The 21,909-nt window shown below is 45.2% G+C and carries 14 protein-coding genes and 1 pseudogene; 5 read left to right on the forward strand and 10 right to left on the reverse strand.

The features are described 5' to 3' along the window. Positions 1 to 10: 10 nt before the first annotated feature. The 10 genes and pseudogenes from QUA40_RS08345 to fbp all read right to left on the reverse strand — a co-directional run bounded on the left by QUA40_RS08345 (position 11) and on the right by fbp (position 10,562). Positions 11 to 463 carry a hypothetical protein gene (locus QUA40_RS08345; protein ID WP_333123889.1) on the reverse strand — a complete coding sequence of 151 codons (453 nt, stop codon included), beginning with the start codon at positions 461 to 463 and terminating at the stop codon, positions 11 to 13. Positions 464 to 474: 11 nt separating this feature from the next. Next, positions 475 to 783: a hypothetical protein gene (locus tag QUA40_RS08350; protein ID WP_333123891.1), complete on the reverse strand. Its 309-nt coding sequence runs from the start codon at positions 781 to 783 to the stop codon at positions 475 to 477. Positions 784 to 809: 26 nt separating this feature from the next. Next, a pseudogene (codA, locus tag QUA40_RS08355) lies at positions 810 to 1,835 on the reverse strand (cytosine deaminase); the annotation flags it as partial. A 12-nt stretch (positions 1,836 to 1,847) separates the two neighbouring features. Next, on the reverse strand, positions 1,848 to 2,078 hold the full coding sequence (locus tag QUA40_RS08360; protein WP_333123893.1) for a hypothetical protein: 231 nt from the start codon (positions 2,076 to 2,078) through the stop codon (positions 1,848 to 1,850). Between the two features lie 202 nt (positions 2,079 to 2,280). Then, positions 2,281 to 2,772, reverse strand: coding sequence for an ureidoglycolate lyase (locus QUA40_RS08365; protein ID WP_333123896.1), 492 nt, complete (start codon positions 2,770 to 2,772; stop codon positions 2,281 to 2,283). 97 nt (positions 2,773 to 2,869) lie between these two features. Beyond that, the gene (locus QUA40_RS08370; RefSeq protein WP_333123899.1) at positions 2,870 to 4,420 is read right to left on the reverse strand and encodes a cobyrinate a,c-diamide synthase; all 1,551 of its coding nucleotides are present in this window, start codon (positions 4,418 to 4,420) and stop codon (positions 2,870 to 2,872) included. A gap of 439 nt (positions 4,421 to 4,859) precedes the next feature. Next, positions 4,860 to 6,224, reverse strand: a complete 1,365-nt coding sequence (opcA, locus tag QUA40_RS08375) for a glucose-6-phosphate dehydrogenase assembly protein OpcA (RefSeq protein WP_333123902.1) — start codon at positions 6,222 to 6,224, stop codon at positions 4,860 to 4,862. A gap of 122 nt (positions 6,225 to 6,346) precedes the next feature. Continuing rightward, positions 6,347 to 7,876, reverse strand: coding sequence for a glucose-6-phosphate dehydrogenase (gene zwf / locus QUA40_RS08380; RefSeq protein WP_333123905.1), 1,530 nt, complete (start codon positions 7,874 to 7,876; stop codon positions 6,347 to 6,349). Positions 7,877 to 8,137: 261 nt separating this feature from the next. Beyond that, positions 8,138 to 9,292 (reverse strand): transaldolase, encoded by a 1,155-nt coding sequence (tal, locus tag QUA40_RS08385; RefSeq protein WP_333123908.1) that lies wholly within the window; start codon positions 9,290 to 9,292, stop codon positions 8,138 to 8,140. A gap of 196 nt (positions 9,293 to 9,488) precedes the next feature. Beyond that, on the reverse strand, positions 9,489 to 10,562 hold the full coding sequence (gene fbp, locus QUA40_RS08390; RefSeq protein WP_333123910.1) for a class 1 fructose-bisphosphatase: 1,074 nt from the start codon (positions 10,560 to 10,562) through the stop codon (positions 9,489 to 9,491). Between the two features lie 7 nt (positions 10,563 to 10,569). On the opposite strand from fbp, the gene QUA40_RS08395 reads away from it, so the two are divergent. The 5 genes from QUA40_RS08395 (at position 10,570) to QUA40_RS08415 (ending at position 21,633) form a co-directional block, all read left to right on the forward strand. Further along, positions 10,570 to 10,704, forward strand: coding sequence for a hypothetical protein (locus tag QUA40_RS08395; RefSeq protein ID WP_333123912.1), 135 nt, complete (start codon positions 10,570 to 10,572; stop codon positions 10,702 to 10,704). Between the two features lie 578 nt (positions 10,705 to 11,282). Then, a complete protein-coding gene (locus tag QUA40_RS08400) occupies positions 11,283 to 14,051 on the forward strand; it encodes an ankyrin repeat domain-containing protein (RefSeq protein WP_333123915.1) in 2,769 nt (922 codons plus the stop codon). Between the two features lie 29 nt (positions 14,052 to 14,080). Then, positions 14,081 to 15,466, forward strand: a complete 1,386-nt coding sequence (locus QUA40_RS08405; RefSeq protein ID WP_333123918.1) for a serine/threonine-protein kinase — start codon at positions 14,081 to 14,083, stop codon at positions 15,464 to 15,466. 416 nt (positions 15,467 to 15,882) lie between these two features. Then, entirely contained in the window at positions 15,883 to 18,162 is a 2,280-nt protein-coding gene (locus QUA40_RS08410) for an AAA-like domain-containing protein (protein WP_333123920.1), read from the forward strand. A 36-nt stretch (positions 18,163 to 18,198) separates the two neighbouring features. After that, on the forward strand, positions 18,199 to 21,633 hold the full coding sequence (locus QUA40_RS08415) for an AAA-like domain-containing protein (protein WP_333123923.1): 3,435 nt from the start codon (positions 18,199 to 18,201) through the stop codon (positions 21,631 to 21,633). The last annotated feature ends 276 nt before the right edge of the window (positions 21,634 to 21,909 follow it).

A 21,909-nucleotide genomic window follows, 5' to 3' on the forward strand; every position in this document is an offset into this window, starting at 1 on the left:
CTTTTTCCACTCAAACACTGACAGTTTCCTGCAACTTCTCAACAGCCACATCCAGCCGAGTCAAATCAAAATCCTCAGCATCCATCAATTCCTTAACCTTATCAAAAATCTCCACTTCCGCCTCTTCTTGGTCTGTCAGCTTATCGTAAAAATAAGGATCTGTAAACCACTGTTCAAACGCTATCATTAACAATCCATTGGGCGAAAGTTCAAACCGCCAATACTTAGAAACTCTACTGTCAACCACTTCAAACATCGGTGCCGGAGTCTGTATGGGATAATAGCTGTAATTGTCATTGGAGATGTAGTACCAAATAGTCCCTTGCCATTCTCGGATAGCATAAACAACATATTCCTTGCCTATAGTTAGCGGTAACTCAACCTTTCTAGTGTAACCGCGTGGCGTATCTATATATTCTTCAGGGAGAGATTCCCCCGTATTAGCAATACAACGAATTTTCATAAATTGATTACCTACAGATTTTTAGGGGCTGTTTTGGGATACTGTCGCTTGAACTTGAACTCCACCTCTTGAAGAGTCTGACTGTTCCGAAACCAATGGACTTGTACGGAAGCTCCATTAATTTCAAAAGCCTCAATACTTGTCATTTTATCCCAATCCTCAGAATTTCCGCCATAAACAGCAATAAGTCTCGGTGCATCCCCCAACAATCTATCTGTACCGCAATGAATTACTATGCAATTACCAGCCTTAGCATCTTGCAGTAGCAGTTGCTCCTGCAAATTTCTCGGACTCTCATCGGGAATATCACGTTCATTCACAAGTTAACAGCTTCAAATATTGTTTGTCAAATACCATAAAAACTAATCTTAGCAGGTTCAGTTTCCGCCAGCAACTTTCCCCGCGAAATCACATACCGAACGGCAGCGCGCCTCCTAATTGCATCATAACAATCCTCAGCATCCAACACAATCAAATTTGCAGGTTTCCCCGCCTCTATCCCATAATTATCATCACCCAGATTGAGAGTTTTCGCACCGTTGACAGTCACCATATTAAAACAAGCTGCAATCTCAGCCATTCCCGTCATCTGACAAACATGAACCGCCATATGAGCGACATCCACCATATTGCCCGTACCTAAACTATACCAAGGATCTTGCACGCAGTCGTGGCCAAAACTCACATTCAATCCCTGCTGCCACAACTCCTTAACCCGCGTCACCCCACGGCGTTTGGGATAAGTATCAGCGCGGCCTTGCAGGGTGATATTAATTAAAGGATTGGCGATGAAATTAATTCCCGATTTTGCCAAACTTCCCATCAGTTTAAAAGCATAAGCATTGTTGTAAGAACCGAAGGCCGTCGTGTGGCTAGCCGTCACCCGCGAACCCGCCCCGCTTCTAATCGCACAAGCTGCTACAACTTCCAAAAATCTCGACTGTTCATCATCGATTTCATCGCAGTGAACATCTATTAATCTATTGTATTTTTCCGCAAGTTCAAAAATTCGCTCAACCGACTTCACCCCATCTTCCCGCGTCAACTCATAATGCGGAATCCCGCCCACAGCATCCGCACCCATATCCAGAGATTTCTCTAAAAGTTTGTCATTTTCTGGACTTCCGTAAATCCCGTCTTGGGGAAAAGCCACAACTTGCAGAGTCATCCAATCTTTGACTTGTTCACGAACTTCCAAAAGTCCTTGCAAAGCAGTCAGCGTCGGTTCGCTAACATCAGCGTGACTCCTGACAAACAAAATCCCTTGAGACGCTTGCAGCCTTAAAGTTTCTACAGCCCGTTTTTTGACATCATCCAGAGTTAAACCTTGCTTTCGTTCCCCCCAGATTTGAATTCCCTCGAACAAAGTGCCGCTTTGATTCCATCACGGTTCCCCCGCAGTCAAAGCCGAATCGAGATGAATGTGCGACTCCACAAAAGGAGGAGTAACTAAATTGCCTTGAATGTCGATTTCGCGTTCGCCAAATTCTGATAGCCGAGGCGAAACAGCGACTATTTGGTCATCCTCAATAGCAATATCAACCGTTGGGCGATCGTCGCCCGCACCTAACAAACGACATTGGCGCACAACAATGCTATACTTTTGCTCAGGCATGACAATTGCACCTATTTTAACACTTGTAAACTTTATACTTTTTAGTGACCATTCAGCCTAGTGAAACCAAAAGAATTCCCCAATCACTTGCGAATCCCCTCCTTCTCCTCCTCTGCGTCCTCTGGGGTTAAAAAATCTTACTCAAAAAAGCAACCTATAACGAGAATTACCCCGAATAAAGCGCAACTACAAATCGCCAACATCAGACAATCTCAAACTCCAGATTGTGATTTTTCACCAAATCAAAGCTAAAATGGTCAACCACATTAGTATTGCTCAACTCCAGATTGTAAAAATCAACAAAATCCGCATCAAAATAAGGCCCAGCGTGCCAAGTCCCCACATCTAACTTAATAAAACAATTGCCCGGAATCCGAAAAGCAGCAATATCCTCTAAACTCGGTTTATAGCTATCTCCAGGAGGCGCAACCGCCATCAACCAATCCTTCCCATCCAAAGAACCCAAACACTGAGTACATTGAACGTGCCGTGTAATTTTGCCAAACTTGCGACCTTTATTGTGCAGCCGCATAATGTAAAATCTAGGAATACCATTTTGCAAGTTTAACTGAGCATCCTCAGCATCGAAAGACTTGCCATCAACAGCCGCAAAGATAACTTGACCGTAACTCCGAAAATTATCCGGTGTCACCCATTGTGCGGATAACTGCTTAGTCGAAATTGATTCGCTCATAAAGCCCAACATCCCTAGCTTGATCCGTTATGAACATTCTAATACAGTAAATCCTCTCTCATCTCTTCTCTGTGCCCTCTGTGTCCTCTGCGGTTAATTAAATAAAAAAATCTAGTTCGCTTTCTCGATCGCCCAAAACACCCTTACAATCAAAATCAGCACACTGCTGCAAAAAACGAGCCGGAATATCAGGCCGAGCACCCCAATGCAAATGCAAATAAGAAGCGTGCACCTGACAAACTCCCCAACCTTCAGCAACCGCCTCAACTTCCCCCCGCTTCCCATACCTCCAACTGTGATAAACTGGATTACTCGGTTCCACAGTTAAATGCGATCGATGAAACTCATGTCCCCAAACCTCATCAAAAGCAGTTAAAACCGAACTATCCCTCACCGCCACAGCTTCTCGGTATCCCAGCGTCAAACGCTTTCCCATCGCAGCAGAAGTTTCCAACACCCCCACCCCTTGCCAAGAATTGCCATCGAAGTCTACAATAGAATCGCACAAGTACATCAAACCGCCGCACTCCGCATAAGTCGGCATTCCCGAAAAAATAGCACTTCTTACCGCATCCCGAATTAAAACATTACCGCTCAATTTTTGAGCAAACACTTCGGGAAAACCACCACCAAAATATAACCCTTGCACATTGTCAGGAAAAACCGAGTCATCAAGGGGACTCCAAAATACCAACTGGGCACCCAACTCTTCCAACAAATCAAGATTGTCCTGATAGTAAAAATTAAAAGCCCGATCGCGCGCAACTGCAATCCTCACTCCAAATTGTTTTCCCAAAGAGTTGACAACATCATCTTTTTGAGTTATATTTCCCGAAGGGAAATTGTGCCTACCCAAAAGTTGCTCAGACCCCTCACCCCCCCCATTTCGAGTTGCAGCCAACAAAGGCAAAAGTTGCTCCCAGTCAAAACTAACAGCAGCCAAATCAGCCAGTTTATCGATCGCAGCATGAAGATTCGGCAACTCCTCAGCAGGAATCAGCCCCAAATGTCGATCGGGAATAGTAACAGCCTCCTCCCTACGCAAAACGCCCAAAATAGGTAAATTGAGCGGTTTGAGAGCCTCTTGAAGCAGTTCCAAATGTCGATCGCTCGCCACCCGATTCAGCACCAAACCAGCGAATTTAAGGTCCGGGTTAAAAGAACGAAAACCGTGGGCGATCGCAGCCACAGAACCAGAGAGCCTGCTGCAATCTATCACAAACAATATCGGCAAATTCAGCAAATCAGCAACATGAGCCGTAGAAGCAAAGGAAAAATCATAATTGCCTTCTTCTTTTCGATAATTAATCCGTGTATCCGTGTCAAAATCCGTGTCGTGGCTTCGTGATTTCTGATTTTTTCGACTCACTCCATCAAATAGTCCCATCACCCCTTCAACTAAGGCATAATCGACATCTTGTATATGACGAGAAAAACACTTCTGCACGTAACATTCAGAGGTTAATATCGCGTCTAAATTCCGACAGGGGCGACCAGTAACAAAAGCATGAAACATGGGGTCAATGTAATCGGGACCAACCTTAAAAGATTGAACATTCAAGCCGCGGCGGATTAAATAAGCTAAAAGGGCGATCGTCACAGTCGTCTTTCCCGCACCGCTGCGTTCGCCAGCAATTACTAAAGCCATAGTTCTAGTTAGTTAAAATAAATAATAGATAAGATTGCCAAAGTTGCTTTCCAATCAGGAAATTATCTGCGTTTATCGCTCTTAATCTGCCTTGCATCTGGGGTTTCTGTATCAATCAAAGATTTATGCAATTTTTCCTCATAAAAACAGACAGTTGATAAAGTTATGAGTATTGCTCTCGAACGGCTCAAATAATAACTATTTAGCGAACCGCGAAGACGCCAAGAGCGCGTTCGGCGAAGCCGTTCCCGTTCCCCGCAGGGGTTCCCGAAGGGTAGGGTAGGAAGAAAAGAGAAGAATAAAAGTAGGGCAGACATTGCCTGCCCCACTGAATGTTAACTCAATCCGTCTTGCTTATTCCTTTCTCCTTTCTCCTGATTCCATCCATCCGTTACATCCGCTGCACAATCCGTTGCACAATCCGTTGCCGAACTTCTTTTTACCGCTTAGCTAACTTCAGCATTTGAGCCGTGACTGCCAAACTTTCTTCGTAAAGCACATCCCGACCCCAACTCTGCAAGTGCTGGCCCAGCAACTGTTCCGTCACCTGATCGAACAGAGGACTCACCTGGTTAAACCGATCGGTTTGAGCGCCGCCCTTCGTTTCCATCCGCATACAGCCGCCCACTTCCGAACACAGAACTGTACCGCAGTCAGCCTTTTCGTTTGTAGAATTCAAACGCAGAGCAATCAAATCGCCCGCGACATCGCCCGAATCAGCAGTAGGAATAGCAGCCAACTCCGCTTCGACAACCCGTTCGTCGGGCCCCGCGAATTTAATTCGCTTGATTTGGTAATCGCCCTCCTCTTGTTTGAAAGCAACCGGACGCCACTGAAGCCGACTCGCCAGCCAGCCCAAATACATCAGCGCTTGAGTAGAATTGTCCTGTTCGTAATCGATCGTCACCCGATCGATTTCCCGAATCGCAGCGCGACGTTCCGGGGCGTCAAAAGCCTCAGCAGCCAACTCCTGCCACGCGGCCAGCCGGCGCCAATTCAGATCCGCAATCGGAATGCCCTCCTCGATCAGACTTTGCATCAACAGCAATTCGGCTTCACACTCGGCAAAGCTGCTAGAGTCAACAATCACAGAACTGCTAATTGTCGCCAGCCGCTGGAACAAACCTCGATCGGCATCAGGATTCGCTTTCCACCACAGCAGCGTCGGCAAATTTGGGATAGTCAACGCCGTCACGATGCCGCTCACCCGTTCCAGAGCAGCTTCCGTACCCCGGAGGGTAATGTACTCGCAGCAGATCAGATTGCCGGTGGTGCGCTTGTGAACCGGACAATAAGCAGCCACTTGAGCCTGCACGCCTGTATCTTCCCCCGCCGTCGGGCACAGAGCAATAATCCGGCAGGGATTGGCAGCCACAATCGCGTCAGCCACGCCCGAACCCCCCGAACCCAAACCACTCGATCCCATCTCCTCGCCATTTGAATTTTTGCGAGCCACTTCTTCCCGCAAAGTCGCCAGCAATTCAGCATTAGGTTTGCCAGTTCTCGGCAGCCCGTAAGCTTTTTGAGCCACCCTGATGCTAGATGCCGTCATCGGCCCGGTAATACCGTCCACCGGCCCGTCGTAAAACCCCAGATCCGCTAATAACCGCTGAGTTTCTTCCGGTTCGTAGACTACAAAAGTAAAAGTTGTTGCCCTACTAGCGATCGGAACATCGCCCTTTGACCCCGATTCTCTGTAACTTTCCCAAATTTGACTCAATTCGGCCTCTATTTGGTCGATCGACACATCTTTAGGATTTTGCAGCGAAACCAGAGGTGGAGCTTTCATCGGTGTCATCGTCATAAATCTTTTCTCCTTTGTTATTTGTTATTAGTCATGAGTAATTGGTTCTTAGTCCTGGGTTCTTAGCTAATCAATAATGACTAATCCTGACCAATAAACTAAGGACTGCTGACTAATGACTTTTAAAGTCTGCGCCACTTGCGACCGTCTCTGTTAATTAGCAGTTCTGCTTCCGCCGGTTCCCAAGTACCCGCTTCGTATTTAGGAACCAAATCTGGGTCGTTGGACGATTCCCAATCCATCAGCGCCGGCGTTACCACCCGCCAAGCTTCTTCCACTTCATCAGAACGGGTAAACAAAGTTTGGTCGCCCAGCATACAGTCAATTAACAGGCGATCGTAAGCATCCGAAGATGTCACCCCAAACGAAGAACCGTAACTGAAATCCATATCCACCGTCCGCGTCCGCAAATCCGGCCCCGGCATTTTCGCCTCAAACCTCAGCGAAATCCCCTCATTGGGATGCACCCGCATAGTCAAAACGTTAGGAGTAGTTTGTTGGGCCGCAGACTGAAAAATTAACAGCGGCACTTCGCGGAACTGAATGGCAATTTCGCTAACTTTTTTCGGCAACCGCTTGCCGGTTCGCAGGTAGAAAGGCACTCCCTGCCAGCGCCAGTTGTCAATCATAAACTTCATCGCCACAAAAGTCGGCGTTGTCGAGTTGGGAGCAACGCCCGGTTCTTCGTGATATCCTGGCACCGGTTTGCCCTTCATCCAACCTGCGGAATATTGACCGCGAATCGCTGAGAACTCCAAGTTATTCAAATCTGCCAAGCGAGTTGCTTGCAGAACTTTCATCTTTTCGGTGCGGATGCTGTCAGCGTCGAGGGAGTTCGGCGGTTCCATCGCCGTCAGACAGAAAATCTGCATCAAGTGGTTTTGCAGCATATCCCGCAACGCCCCAGAGGATTCGTAGTAACCGGCCCGGTCTTCTACGCCTACTGTTTCTGCAACTGTAATTTGTACGTGATCGACAAATTGCCGATTCCACAGCGGTTCAAAAATCGCGTTAGCAAACCGGAACACCATTAAATTCTGAACAGTTTCTTTACCCAAATAGTGGTCGATCCGGTAAACTTGCTGTTCTTGGCAAACCTGCTGCACGACTCGGTTGAGAGCTTTTGCCGAACTCAAGTCGCGGCCGAAGGGTTTTTCAATTACCAAGCGGTGTTTTACTGGGTCAACCAGCATTTGAGCAGCGCCCAGTTGCCTAATTGCTTCTGGGAAAAAGTTCGGGGAAACTGAGAGATAAAATATGTGATTGCCGCGAGTTCTCCTTTCTTCGTCAAGTTCCGCTAAGAAAGCTTTGAGTTTTTGATAGCTTTCGGGGTTGTCTATGTCGCCCGGACAGTAGTACAAACCTTTAGCGAATTCTTGCCAAAATTCTTCATTGCCAATGCCGCCACCAAATTCTTCAATGCCTTCGCGCATTTGCTCGCGGAAGTAATCGTGACTCCAAGGGCGGCGGGCTACTCCCACGACGGTAGTTTCCGGTGGCAAGCGTCGATCGCGCTTCATCTGATAAATTGCTGGTACCAGTTTGCGCTGGGTGAGATCCCCTGAAGCTCCGAAAATTACCAGAATTTGTGGTTCCGGCACCCGTTCTTTTCGCAAACCGACCCGCAGTGGATTTTCAAGTAGCGTTACCATTATTTATTTTCCTTGTTCTAGTGCTGTTAACCGTGCCAAAATACCATGATAGTTTGCGGTCATTTCTGCTAGTTTCTGGGTGAGAGAGTTAATCGCTTCTTCATACTGCTAGAGGAGGCAGATGATTTTGCTCTCTAGGAACTCTGAGAGGCATTAATCTCAAAAATCCTAGAGAGGATTTAAAACTCAGCATTTAAGAACCCAAACAATTATCTATTCCGACTCCTAAATGCTTCTGCCTTCAAGGATACAGATATCTGCCTAAGCGACGGGTGACAACTTCTGCACTTTCTCTTGCAAGGAATCCATCAGCGATTGGAACGGGGTGACGAATTTCTCAATCCCGTCCAAGAGCAACTCTGCCATCACTTGATCCAAGTTGATGTCGATGTCGGGATCTTTGAGACTTTCGATCAGGGTGTAAGCTTCTGCAACATTGTTCTCAATCCGGGGTGCGACATCGCAGTGATCGAAACAAGCTTCAACGGTGTTCGGCGGCAAAGTGTTAACCGTTTCGGGGCCGATTAGTTCATCGACGTACATGACATCGCTGTAGTTGGGGTTTTTGGTGCTGGTGGAAGCCCACAGCAAGCGCTGCACTTTCGCTCCTTTTGCTGCTAAAGCTTGCCAGCGATCGCTCGCTACGATCTCTTTATACTTCTGGTAAGCTACCTTCGCATTGGCGATCGCAACTTTCCCCTTTACTGCTTCCAGTTTGGCTTTTGTGGAAATATCTGTGACATTTTTGAGTTTCTCGTCAATCTTGCCATCGACATTGATGTCGATCCGGCTCAAGAAGAAACTGGCAACAGAAGCAATATTGCTAATATCCAAACCTTTAGCCGCCCGCGCTTCCAAACCGCGAATGTAAGCCCAGAAAGTTTCGACGTAGCTGTCAACCGAGAACAGCAAAGTCACGTTAACGTTAATCCCTTCGCTGATGACTCGCTCGACTGCAGGCAAACCTTGAGCGGTTCCGGGAATCTTAATCATCACGTTTTCTTTGCCGAGGGCTTTGTAATAGCGCAGGGCTTCGCTAATCGTGCTTTCTGTGTCGTTGGCGATCGTCGGTGGCACTTCAATGCTAATGTAGCCGTCCAAACCCTTCGACTCTGCGTAAACCGGGGCGAAGATGTCGCAAGCGTTGCGGATATCTTCAAATACCAGAGATTCATAAATCTCCATCACAGATTTACCCGCCCTGATGCCCGCTTCAATATCCGCGTCGTAAATAACATTACCCGCGATCGCTTTCTCAAAAATAGCTGGATTAGATGTAATCCCGCGCAGTCCCCTACTTTCAATCATCTGTTTGAGATCGCCGGACTCGATCAGATCGCGAGTCAAATTGTCCATCCAGATACTTTGGCCAATTTCTTTGATTTCTAACAGGTGATTCGTTGGTGTTGCTGTCATTACTGTAACTCCTACAATTTGATAGTTGATAATTTGGACTTGGAAATTGGGAATTGAAAATTGAAAATTGGTAATTGAAAATTGGCAATGAGGAATTGGTAATTGGGAGTCGAAAGTTATAAGTTAAAACCCTCTTCCTTCTTCCTGACATCCATTACATCCGTTACATAATCCGTTGCCCAACTTCGCTCTTCCTTCACTCTTGGACTGTTCTAGGATTGCGCGCTCGATCTTGAATAAAAGACTCGACCATCGCTACATTTTCTTTACTGCCGATAATCAAGGGCGATCGCTCGTGCAGCTTGGTCGGCACTACATCCAAGATGTCTTGAATACCTGTACTTGCCCGCCCGCCGGCTTGCTCCATCAAAAACGCCAAAGGAGCCGATTCGTAGAGCAAGCGCAATTTGCCCTCGGGGTTTTTCACCGTTCCGGGGTACAAAAACACGCCTCCCTGGAATAAAATGCGGTGGAAATCTCCCACCAAAGCCCCGCCGTAACGGGCGCTGTAACCTGCGCTGCGGTGTACGTAGCGAATGTAGTCCCTCAAAGATTCCTCCCACTGCCAGAAGTTGCCTTCATTAACGCTGTAAATCGGGCCCCGATCGGGAACCTTAATGTTTTCGTTAGCTAGAATAAACTCGCCCAAACTCGGATCGAGGGTAAAGGAATGAACGCCCTGACCGATCGAATAAACCAGCATTGTACTAGGGCCGTAGAGCACGTAGCCAGCCGCAATTTGTTTGTGTCCATGTTGCAGCAAGTCGGAAGCAGAACCGTCTGCATCGTCCCCCTCTTGCTTGCGGATGCTGAATATTGAGCCGACATTGAGATTGATGTCAAGATTGGAAGAACCGTCTATAGGGTCGTAGAGCAGACTGTAGCGTCCGATGGGACAATTTTCGGGAATGTAGTAGGGTTTTTCCATTTCCTCGGAAGCCAAGCGGCAGACAAGTCCGCTTTGCTGGAATACCGAGATAAAGACTTCATTGGCATAGATATCCATCTTTTTGACGGATTCTCCCTGCACGTTCGTAGCCCCTGTAAACCCCAAGGCATCTGCCATTAATCCGGCCCTGCTAAGTCGCCTGGCGATCAGCTTGGCCGCCAGCCCGATGCGATTCATCAGGGCACTGAGATCCTGAGCATCTGTTGAAAAGCTGTGAAGTTGCTGGAGTACGTGACGGGATAGAGTTGTGCAATCGCGGTCTAAGGATTGTACCTGCTCGATCGGGCCCAGGCGGGCTTCCCCTGTCGGCGCGTTTACCATGATTTTGATGTCCTCCCTGTCTTGCGGCTCGCTAGTTGGGGATTTTCAGGTGCTTGGTGTGTGCCCCTCGATCGGCTATGACACCGATCGACCCCTAACTTCTATCTTAGGAAGGGTTTTGCGATCGGGCGTCGAACTTTAGGTGAATTTTAGATCCGCATCGAAAATAGAGGAGTTCGATCGAGTGTTGAGTCCGAAATTGTATTCCAAATTACTAATTTTTTATTTACCGCAGAGGGCCGAGAGGGCCCAGAGGGCCCAGAGGGAGAAAGTATGCGCTTGCAAAAAAGCGATCGCCCTGTTTACGATTCGAGATAAGTAGATGAGTGGAAAAATACATAAATATGTCCCGAGCGAGTGAAACGCAGTGAAACGTTAGCGTAAGCGATCTTTTATGAAAGCAATCGCAAGGTTTCGGGTACCTTTACATTCTGTTACATACCTTAGTTTATTTGCGCCTACCTACTTACTACGGCAAAATCTGTCAACCGCAAATTTTTGCCAAAGGTGATATGACACTCTAAAATTCTGGGTAAGCTATCCGTAGGAATACGGTCATTGAAATTTAAGCAAATATACATAGTCATTCATTGACTTTTCTATTGAATTGTTTGAAATTTACTCAAACGCTCAATTTTTATTGAATATTTTCTCAAAACTTGGGTTGTAAAAACCCAAATAAAAAAGGTTTGTTCGTACTCATAAACCCAGGATAATGCTATGGATATTGTTCAACAAATTCCCCATAACTTAGTCAAAAACTATCAGATTAAAAATCTACTCGGAGAAGGCGGTAGTAGCACAACTTACGAAGCCATTGACCTCAAAACAAACCAGCGAGTCGCACTCAAAGCTTTGTCTTTACAGAAGATGAACGACTGGAAAGTGCTGGAACTATTTGAACGAGAAGCCAATGTTTTATCAAAATTGAATCATCCGGGAATTCCGCGTTATTTGGATTATTTTTATGTCGATACTCCCGATAACCGTTGTTTTTATATAGTACAAGAACTGGCAGAAGGGCAATCTCTAGCAAGTTTAGTCGAAAGTGGCTGGCACGCTAGTGAGTCCGAAATTAAACGCATTGCTACACAAATTTTGAATATTTTGGTTTATCTCCATTCACAGACACCACCTGTTATCCACCGGGATATTAAACCAGAGAACATTGTATTCAAATCGCCGATCGATTCCCACAAAGAAAAAGACTGGGCAGTCTGCTTAGTAGATTTTGGAGCAGTGCAAAACACTTATTACAATACTTTAATGCGAGGAAGTACCGTAGTTGGAACCTATGGTTATATGGCTCCAGAACAATTTCTCGGACAAGCCGTACCTGCAACAGATTTATATGGTTTAGGAGCGACCTTGTTGTATTTACTAACCCACCGTTCCCCCGCCGAATTACCAACAAATATACTAGAGAAAGATTTTTGCTCTCAAGTTCAGATTTCTTCAGCATTTGCCGATTGGTTAGGAAAAACGATCGCGCCAGATTTAGAAAACCGCTTTCGATCGGCAAAAGAAGCGCTTGAATCTCTTCGCAATCCTCGAATAGTTAACGTTAAATCCAATCCGACGCAATGGAAAAAGCGCCTCAAAATAGGAATTGCTGCTATTGCTACTGTTGCTGTTTTCAATCACTTTAAATATCCCATCCTCAACCGGATTGGATTTACCCCCAATGCAGTTGTCCAGGCTGTTGAACGGGGAGATACTAAAACTGTTAGGCATTATCTGGATCTTGGTATTAATGCTAATAGTAGGGTAAATAACCAGAATTTACTACACTTGGCTGGCTCAAAAGAGGTGGCAGAATTGTTAATTGCCGAGGGTGCAGATATCAAAGCTCGGGATGTACTTGATTTTACTCCGTTACACTTTGCTGCTGCATTCGATCGCATAGAAGTAGCACAGACGCTAATTGCTAAAGGTGCAGATATTAACGCCCAGAGTGACCTTCATTTTGATAGGTGGACTCCTGTCTGGAGTTTTAAATCGAAAATGTTTTTACATTTCTCTCCTAGGGGTACTACTCCTCTGTTCTTTGCGCGATCGCCTGAAATGGCCAAGTTGCTGATTGCTAAAGGTGCGAATGTCAATGCTAAAAACAAACATGGTATGACTCCTCTGCATACGACGCAATCAAAGGCAATCGCAAAGATACTACTCGCTGCGGGCACAAAAATTAACATCAAAGAAGAAAATGCCCGAAATGGCAAGAGTACGGCCTTATTACATAACGCAGCAAAAATAGGTTTTAAGGAGTTGGTACAACAGCTAATTAAAGACGGTGCAAATGTTGTTATCAGGGATTATGAAAAAAGAACTCCACTGCACTATGCAGCAACCAAAGAAGTTGCCGCTTTGCTCGTGCTGGATATCAACGCTAGGGACCAATATGGAAATACTCCGTTATACCTAGCTGTTCAAGATAATCGCCCAGAAATGGTATCTTTTTTAATTGCTAATGGGGCGCAAGTCAATGTTAAAAATAATTCTGGATGGACTCCTCTAGATATTGCTGTCTTCAAGAATATGCAGAATATCAATCAACTGCCGACGTTAGAGCCTGGTGCAGAAATTAATATCCAGGATAATCACAGAAAAACTCCACGGAATATCGCGGTAGAAATGAGCCTCCGCGATACAGTGGCGCTGCTGATTAGTAAAAACCCAGATGTTAATAGTGAAGACAAATATGGCAGCACTTTACTGCATATCGCTGTGAGTTTCAAACTTAAGGATGTAGCCAAACAACTCATTGCCAAAGGTGCATTCGTTAATGCCAAAGATATCTTGATTGAAACTCCACTGCATCTTGCTGTTGCTCAAGGAACTCAAGATATCGCTGAACTGCTAATTGCTAATGGCGCAAGGGTTAACGCTAGAAATAAGAATGGTCAAACTCCATTGTATCAAGCGATCGCGATCGGACACAATGATATTGCTGCACTGCTAATTAACAACGGTGCAGATGTCAATAACATAGATGGATCTGACACAACTCCACTGCACAAAGCCGCACATTATGGCAGTGTAGAAATCTTAAAATTGCTGATTGCTAAAGGTGCAGAAATTAATATCCAGGATAATGACAGAACAACCCCCCTGCATCTTGCTGTCGATCGAGGATCTCAAGATATCGCTGAACTGCTAATTGCTAAAGGTGCAAGGGTTAACGCTAGAAATGACGCTGGTCAAACTCCATTGGATCGAGCGATAGCGATCGGACACAATGATATTGCTGCACTGCTCATTAAAAACGGTGCAGATGTCAATAACAGAGATATATGTGACACAACTCCACTGCATAAAGCCGCACATTATGGCACGGTAGAAATCTTAAAATTGCTACTTGCTAAAGGTGCAAAAATTAACACTACCAACTGCCAGGGCGAGACGCCGCTAAAGATAGCAGAAACAAACTCTAACCCCGACCGAGAAGTAGCAGCCAAAATACTCAGAGGTCGCGGCGCAACCTACTAATTATCCAAAATCAACCCAAGCAGAAAAATATGGAAACATTACAAGAATCGGAAAAAATCATTGCTGAAAGATATCGCATTCTCGGCAAATTAGGACAGGGTGGAGTTGGAATCACCTATGCTGCTGTAGATTTAAACAGCAATCAAAAAGTTGCACTCAAAGCTTTATCCCTGCGTCTGACAAGTGAATGGAAGAAAATCGAGTTATTTGAACGAGAAGCAAAAACTTTATCGGGATTGAATCATCCGGGAATTCCTCGCTACATTGACTACTTTCAAGTTGATACTTCCCAAGATCGTTGTTTTTATATTGCCCAACAACTCGCACCGGGAAAATCTCTCGCACAGTTGATAGAAAATGGCTGGAAACCCAATGAAGATCAAGTTCGTCATATCGCCTATCAATTGCTAGAAATTCTAGCTTATCTGCAATCGCTGTTACCTGCTGCGATCCACCGAGATATTAAACCTCAAAATATTATTATCCCAAAAAATGGGCGAGTCTTTCTAGTTGATTTTGGTGCAGTTCAAAACACTTACCATCATACTGTTACTGGAGGCAGTACCGTTGTCGGAACCTACGGTTACATGGCACCAGAACAATTCAGAGGAAAAGCTGTATTATCAACAGATTTGTATGGATTAGGAACAACGCTGCTTTTCTTGTTAACCCAGAAATTTCCATCTGATTTACCCAGACACAAGCTGAAGGTAAAATTCCGCAATAGCGTTTCTATTTCTACAGAGTTTGCCGACTGGTTAGAGAAGATAGTTGAACCCGCAATTGAAGATCGATTTCACTCAGCAAAAGATGCTTTATCAGCGCTGCGAGGGGAACAGCCAAGCGGGATTAATCCCGAAAAAATGTTTAAGCGATCGCCCCAATCCCGAATTACTTTAATTGACGCTAAACGGTGGTTATTCATCAATATATACCCCGCTCGTTTACCTAGCAAACTCAAAGGCTTTTTCCAGTTCATTAATCTGACGGGTAAAGTTTTACTTCCCTGCAGTTTGTTCCTTCAAGTTTTCCACTTAATACTAAGTCTCATAGCCGTACCGCTAAACTCGACATTTAGCGTGTTTAAATACACTGTAGCCGACTGGCTAGGTAAATTATTTCAGCTATTTGTATTTGTATCACTCCAAGCTGTAATAATATTTATCGTATTTTATGCTTTGAGGTGCTTGTGTTTGATTTCTTATTGTTTATTGAGTAGACAAATTCAAATCAGTCCTCAAGATATCCAGCGGGTAAAGTTGAGCGGAATTCATCTGCCCTTGCTCAAAAAATCGATTACTTTTTGCCGGATTCGCACCAAGTCGCGTAACTATTGTTTTGGCTTATTTTGGCCACAAGCTGAGAAAGAATGGTTGGTAGGGGAATTGAATGATTTTTTAAGTAAACTAAAATAAATCATTGTTGATATCCACAGAGTTGATCAAAAACCCGTTTTTTTTCGGAGTGCGTGGATCAAATAAATGCGAAAGTATAGAAAATTTTATGTACTAATTTAGGCAATAATAATCATCAAAAAATCCTGGGTCGGGCATGAGAATAAAACTATAAAGAATCTCGATATTGATGAAATAGGACTGCAAAAGGGGAAGGCGATCGCACTTCTTGAATACGTAGCTCAAAAGATTAGTTGAAAGTAGTGATCGCCTTTTCGATTGGTTATGCTTGACTCAGGGCGCTCCTTTGTGCCGGTTTACTGACCAACACAAATAAAGATGTTTGTGCTTAAATACTGTCAAGGCAAGAAATATCTCGCCCTGATTGGGGTAGTGTCGTTAAGCTCCTGTATCTCCTAAGCGTGAAGGTTCCATTGATGAGTAGTCCCCCAAGAAAGAAAAAAGCGATCCTGTTTTTGGCCGCCAACCCGAAAAACTCCACTCCCTTGCGCTTAGGTGAAGAGGCGAAGGAAATTGCAGAGGGGTTGCAACGCTCTAAAAAAGCCGACAAGTTCCAACTTGAGCAACAGTGGGCGGTGACACCCAGAGAAATGCAGCGAGCCATATTAGATTATAAACCAGAGATTGTGCATTTCTCTGGGCATGGTGCAGGAGAAGGCGGTTTAGCCTTGGAAGATGAGGCGGGACAAATTAAGCTGGTAAATGCCAAAGCTTTGGCAGCTTTGTTTGAGGCGTTTAAGGAGTACGTGGAGTGCGTAATACTCAACGCTTGCTATTCAGAAGTGCAAGCTGAGGCGATCGCACGTCACATTCCATACGTGATCGGCATGAACCAAGCGGTGGGAGATCGGGCCGCACGAGAATTTGCTGTAGGTTTTTACGATACCTTGGCGGCGGGGGAGTCGATCGAATTTGCCTATAAGTTGGGTTGCGTTAGCATCAGCATGGCTGGTATTCCCGAAGAGCTGACTCCGGTATTAAAGAAAAAGTCGGATTTTTCTGAGTTGGATGCAGCAGAGCGATCGGGCGATGCTTCAGTTAGCGATATCGTTGAGAAGTCGTCGCCTGTGGTGGAAAATGCGCGATCGATCGCCGCACCTCCCGTTTCTCTTCTCAACTTAGACAACCCCGAAGGTTCTGTTAGTTTAGATTCACCCCTATATATTGATCGGTTTCCCATTGAATCCGACTGCTACCAAACTATTGTAAAACCCGGAGCTTTAATCCGAATCAAAGCCCCTCGGCAAATGGGCAAAACTTCTTTATTGCAGCGGATTTTATACCACGCCAAGGAACAGGGATATCAAACGGCTTATTTAAACTTTCAATCGGCTGATGGCAGTTCTCTCACCAATATTGATGAGTTGTTGCAGTGGTTTTGTGGTGAGATTACCAATGAATTAAATTTAGAAGATAGGTTAGGAGAATATTGGAAAGGCGTTCTCGGCAGTAAAAATAAAAGCACGAAGTATTTCCAACGCTATCTACTATCTGACAGCGATCGGCCTCTTGTTTTAGGGTTAGATGAAGTCGATCGCATTTTTCAGCATTCCGAAATAGCCACCGACTTCTTTGGATTATTACGAGCTTGGCACGAGCGGGGAAAAAATGAGCCAATTTGGAAAAAGCTGAGGTTAGTCATTTCTCACTCTCAAGAAGTTTATATTCCTCTCAATATTAATCAGTCGCCCTTTAACGTGGGATTGCCCATAGAGTTACCTGAACTCAATCAGAGACAGGTAACAGATTTAGTGAATCGACACCGATTAAATTTGTCAAATCAAGAGATTGGTGACCTGATGGAAATGGTGGGCGGTCATCCTTATTTAGTGCGAGTTGCTCTCTACCAAATTGCCAGGGGGAGAATTACCTTAGATAGCTTGCTAAAAGTCGCTCCTACTGAAGAAGGGCCTTACTACGATCATTTACGACGGCATTTAGTTAACTTGGAACAAGATGCAGAACTAGCAGCAACAATTAGACAAGTGATTAACAGCGAAAAACCTGTAGAGATTCACACCGGAGACGCTTTTAAATTGCGAAGCATGGGGTTGATAAAATTTCAGGGAAATGCTGTAATGCCATTCTGTGGTTTGTATCGTCAATATTTTAGCCATCGCCTAGCCTCTCCGCAACCGAAGATGACTGCTGTGCAACCACCTAATAACCCACCAAGCTTCCCCGTAGAGAGTAATTTAGCAGCTATTATGTTCTCGGATGTCGTTAATTCCACCGCCTTATCAGTTGCCAACCAAAAGCTGACACTAGAATTAGTGAATCGAGATTTCAACATCATCCGAGGCATCTGCGCTAAACATCAAGGCAAAGTCCTTAAAGAAATGGGCGATGGTTTATTAATTTTCTTTCCCGAAAGTGCCGTAAAAGCAGTCGCTTGTGCACTAGAAATACAACGAAGTTTCGCCCAAGCTGCTACAACCTTACCTCCGAGTCATGTCCTCCAACACCGGATTGGTATTCACTTGGGGGAAATCTTCTTTTTTAATAATGATATTAGGGGGACTGGTGTAAATTTAGCTGCTCGTTTAGAAGGGAAAGCAGAGCCAGGAGGAATCTGTATTTCTGAAACAGTTTATCAAGTCGTTAAAACCCACTCACCTTTAAATGTGATTGACTTAGGTATGCAAGAGTTAAAGGGAATTCCTGAACCTGTACGGCTGTACAAATTGATTCCTTGATTCTCTGCTCTTCCACCTATGAAGTAACAATGACCTATGAAAGATTATCAATATCAAGTTGGAGGTAGCCTGCCTGCAAACGCCCCAACTTATGTCACTAGGAAAGCGGATGAAGAACTTTATCAAGCTTTAAAAGCCGGAGAATTTTGCTATGTTCTTAATTCCCGACAAATGGGAAAATCATCCCTGCGAGTGCGGACAATGCAGCGGTTACAAGCAGAGGGAATTGCCTGTAGTAGTATTGATATCACAGAAATTGGAACCTCAGATATTACACCAGAAGAGTGGTATGCAGGCGTGATCGATAGCATCATCAGCCGATTAAATTTGTATGAGGTTTTTGATTTAGATGAATGGTGGGAGGAGAACAGCTTACTATCGAATGTTAAACGATTTAGTAAATTTATTGAAGAAGTATTACTCAAGAAGATTTCAGAAAATATAGTAATATTTGTCGATGAATCGGACAGTTTAATCAGCTTAAATTTTAAAATAGAAGATTTTTTTGCTGTGATTCGTGATTGCTATAATAATCGAGCTGACCAACCCGACTATCGTCGATTAACATTTACGATGTTAGGGGTGGCAACTCCCTCAGATTTAATTCAAGACAAGCGACGTACTCCGTTTAATATTGGTCGAGGGATAGAGTTAACGGGGTTTCAATTAACAGAAGCGCAACCTTTGGCAGTCGGGTTAGAAACTCCAGCAGGAAATTCGCAAGCTTTGTTAGAAGCGGTGTTATATTGGACTGGTGGACAGCCATTTTTAACTCAAAAAGTTTGTAGATTGCTGCTCAATCATGCCAACTCTGCATTTATGCAAACTCCCGCTGAGTGGGTAGGAAATTTAGTGCGAGAAAAGGTGATAGAGAATTGGGAAGGGCAGGATGAACCCGAGCATTTAAAGACGATTCGCGATCGCATTTTACGCAGCGAACAGCGTGCCAGTAGGTTATTGGGACTCTATCAGCAAATTTTACAAAATAATGAGATAGGCACTGATGATAGTCCCGAACGAATGGAACTACGATTAACTGGGTTGGTGGTTAAGCAGTCTGGCAAACTTAAAGTTTATAACCCAATTTATCAATCGGTTTTTAACCTGGATTGGGTGGAAAAACAATTAGCGGAACTCCGCCCTTACAGTGAAAGTTTTAAAGCTTGGATAGAGTCTGGTTGCCAAGATGAATCGCGACTGTTGCGGGGTCAAGCGTTGCAAGATGCTCAAACTTGGGCAGCAGATAAAAGTTTGAGCGATTTGGATTATCAGTTTTTAAATGCCAGTCGGGAATTACAACAGCGGGAAGTTGAACGAGAGTTAGAAACACAGAGACAAGCAAATAAAATTTTGACTGAAGCGAATCAGACGCTAATTAAAGCAGAGCAATTTGCCAGGTATAAAGTCACTCAAGCCCAGAATTTAGCAAATGTAATCCAGGAAACTGCTTTTTCTAATGAATCATTTCGTTCAGGACAGACATTCCAAGCACTGTTGGAAGCATTAAAGGCAGGGCAAGCATTCAAACAACTAGATGCTTCAGCCGAGACGACAAAAGACATCAAAGCGCAATTGATAGCTGCAATGCAACAAGCCGTTTCCCAAGTCAAAGAACGTAATAGTTTAGAAGAGCATAGCGGTTCGGTCTGGGGTGTGGCCATAAGTTCAAATGGCAAGATATTGGCTTCTGCCAGCGCTGATAAGACCATCAAACTTTGGAATCTGGAAAGCCAAAAACCCATCGCGACCCTCACCGGTCATAGCAGTTCGGTCAATAGCGTCGCATTTAGTCCCGATGGTAAAACTTTGGCTTCTGCCAGCGCTGATAAGACCATCAAAATTTGGAATCTGGAAAGCCAAAAACCCATCGCGACCCTCACCGGTCATAGCATTTCGGTCAATAACGTCGCATTTAGTCCCGATGGTAAAACTTTGGCTTCTGCCAGCGAGGACATGACCATCAAACTGTGGCACCTGCAAAGTCAAACACCCGTCGCAACCCTCATTGGCCATCGCAGTTCGGTCAATAGCGTCGCATTTAGTCCCGATGGTAAAACTTTGGTTTCTGCCAGCGAGGACATGACCATCAAACTGTGGCACCTGCAAAGTCAAACACCCATCGCAACCCTCACTGGCCATCGCAGTTCAGTCAGAAGCGTGGTCTTTAGTCCCGATGGCAAAACTTTGGCTTCCGTCAGCGATGACATGACCATTAAACTGTGGCACCTACAAAGCCAAAAAGCCATCGCTACCTTCACCGGCCATCGCAGTACGGTCAGAAGCGTCGCCTTTAGTCCTGATAGCAAAACTTTGGCTTCCGCCAGCGATGATAAGACCATCAAACTTTGGAATCTCGAAAGCCAGAAACCCATCGCTACCCTCACCGGCCATCGCAGTTGGGTCAATAGCGTGGCCTTTCGTCCCGATGGTTTGACTTTGGCTTCGGCAAGCGATGACATGACCATCAAACTGTGGCACCTGCAAAGCCAAAAACCCATCGCTACCTTCACCGGCCATCGCAGTACGGTCAGAAGCGTCGCCTTTAGTCCTGATAGCAAAACTGTGGCTTCCGTCAGCGAGGACAAGACCATCAAACTGTGGCACCTGCAAAGTCAAACCATCGCTACTCTCACTGACCATAGCAGTTGGGTCAATAGCGTCGCCTTTAGTCCCGATGGTTTGACTTTCGCTTCGGCAAGCGATGACAAGACTATCAAACTGTGGCACCTGCAAAGCCAAACACCCATCGCTACCCTCATCGGTCATCGCAGTTGGGTCAATAGCCTTGCCTTTAGTCCCGATGGCAAAACTTTGGCTTCGGCAAGCGATGACAAGACCATCAAACTATGGCACCTGCAAACCCAAAAACCCATCGCTACCCTCACCGACCATAGCAGTACGGTCAGAAGCGTCGCCTTTAGTCCCGATGGCTTGACTTTGGCTTCAGCAAGCGAGGACAAGACCATCAAACTTTGGAATCTGCAAAGCCAAACACCCATCGCGACCCTTATCGGCCATAGCAGTCCGGTCTGGGGCATCGCCTTTAGTCCCGATGGCAAAACTTTGGTTTCCGCCAGCGAGGACAAGACCATCAAACTTTGGAATCTGCAAAGCCAAACACCCATCGCGACCCTCATCGGTCATAGTAGTTGGGTCAATAGCGTCGTCTTTAGTCCCGATGGCAAAACTTTGGCTTCTGCTAGCAATGACAACACCATCAAACTGTGGAACCTGCAAACCCAAAAAGCCATCGCTACCCTCACCGGGCATAGCAATTCGGTCTGGAGCGTCGCCTTTAGTCCCGATGGCAAAACTTTGGCTTCCGCTAGCGGTGACAAAACCATCAAACTGTGGACTTGGGATTTCGATAAACTAATGGCATTAGGTTGCAATTGGATTAGCGATTATCTCAGAACAAACCCGAAAGTCACAGAAGAGGATAAACAGATGTGTGCTGATTACCTCGGCTAACAGTCAATCAAATAGGATTTAGGCAAAAAATGCGGCTGCGGTTCCGGCAGAAGAACGCGAAGTTTGCGAATTTGTTTTAATTCTGGCGATAAAGATACAGCAGGGGAACCGATTTCAATCATTCCTGCGGTTAATTGATGATTGATGGTTCTGATACCGTAGAGTGCTGTTACTTTTGCCCCTAGAAAAGGCAGTTATGTAGGGCTTGCTGAATAATCGATCGCAAACTATGAATAGGAGCGACCGATATATTCAAACTCAACTAAAGATAAGGCT

The organism is Microcoleus sp. Pol11C3 (assembly GCF_036701485.1).
In the GTDB taxonomy this organism is placed as follows: Bacteria; Cyanobacteriota; Cyanobacteriia; order Cyanobacteriales; family Microcoleaceae; genus Microcoleus.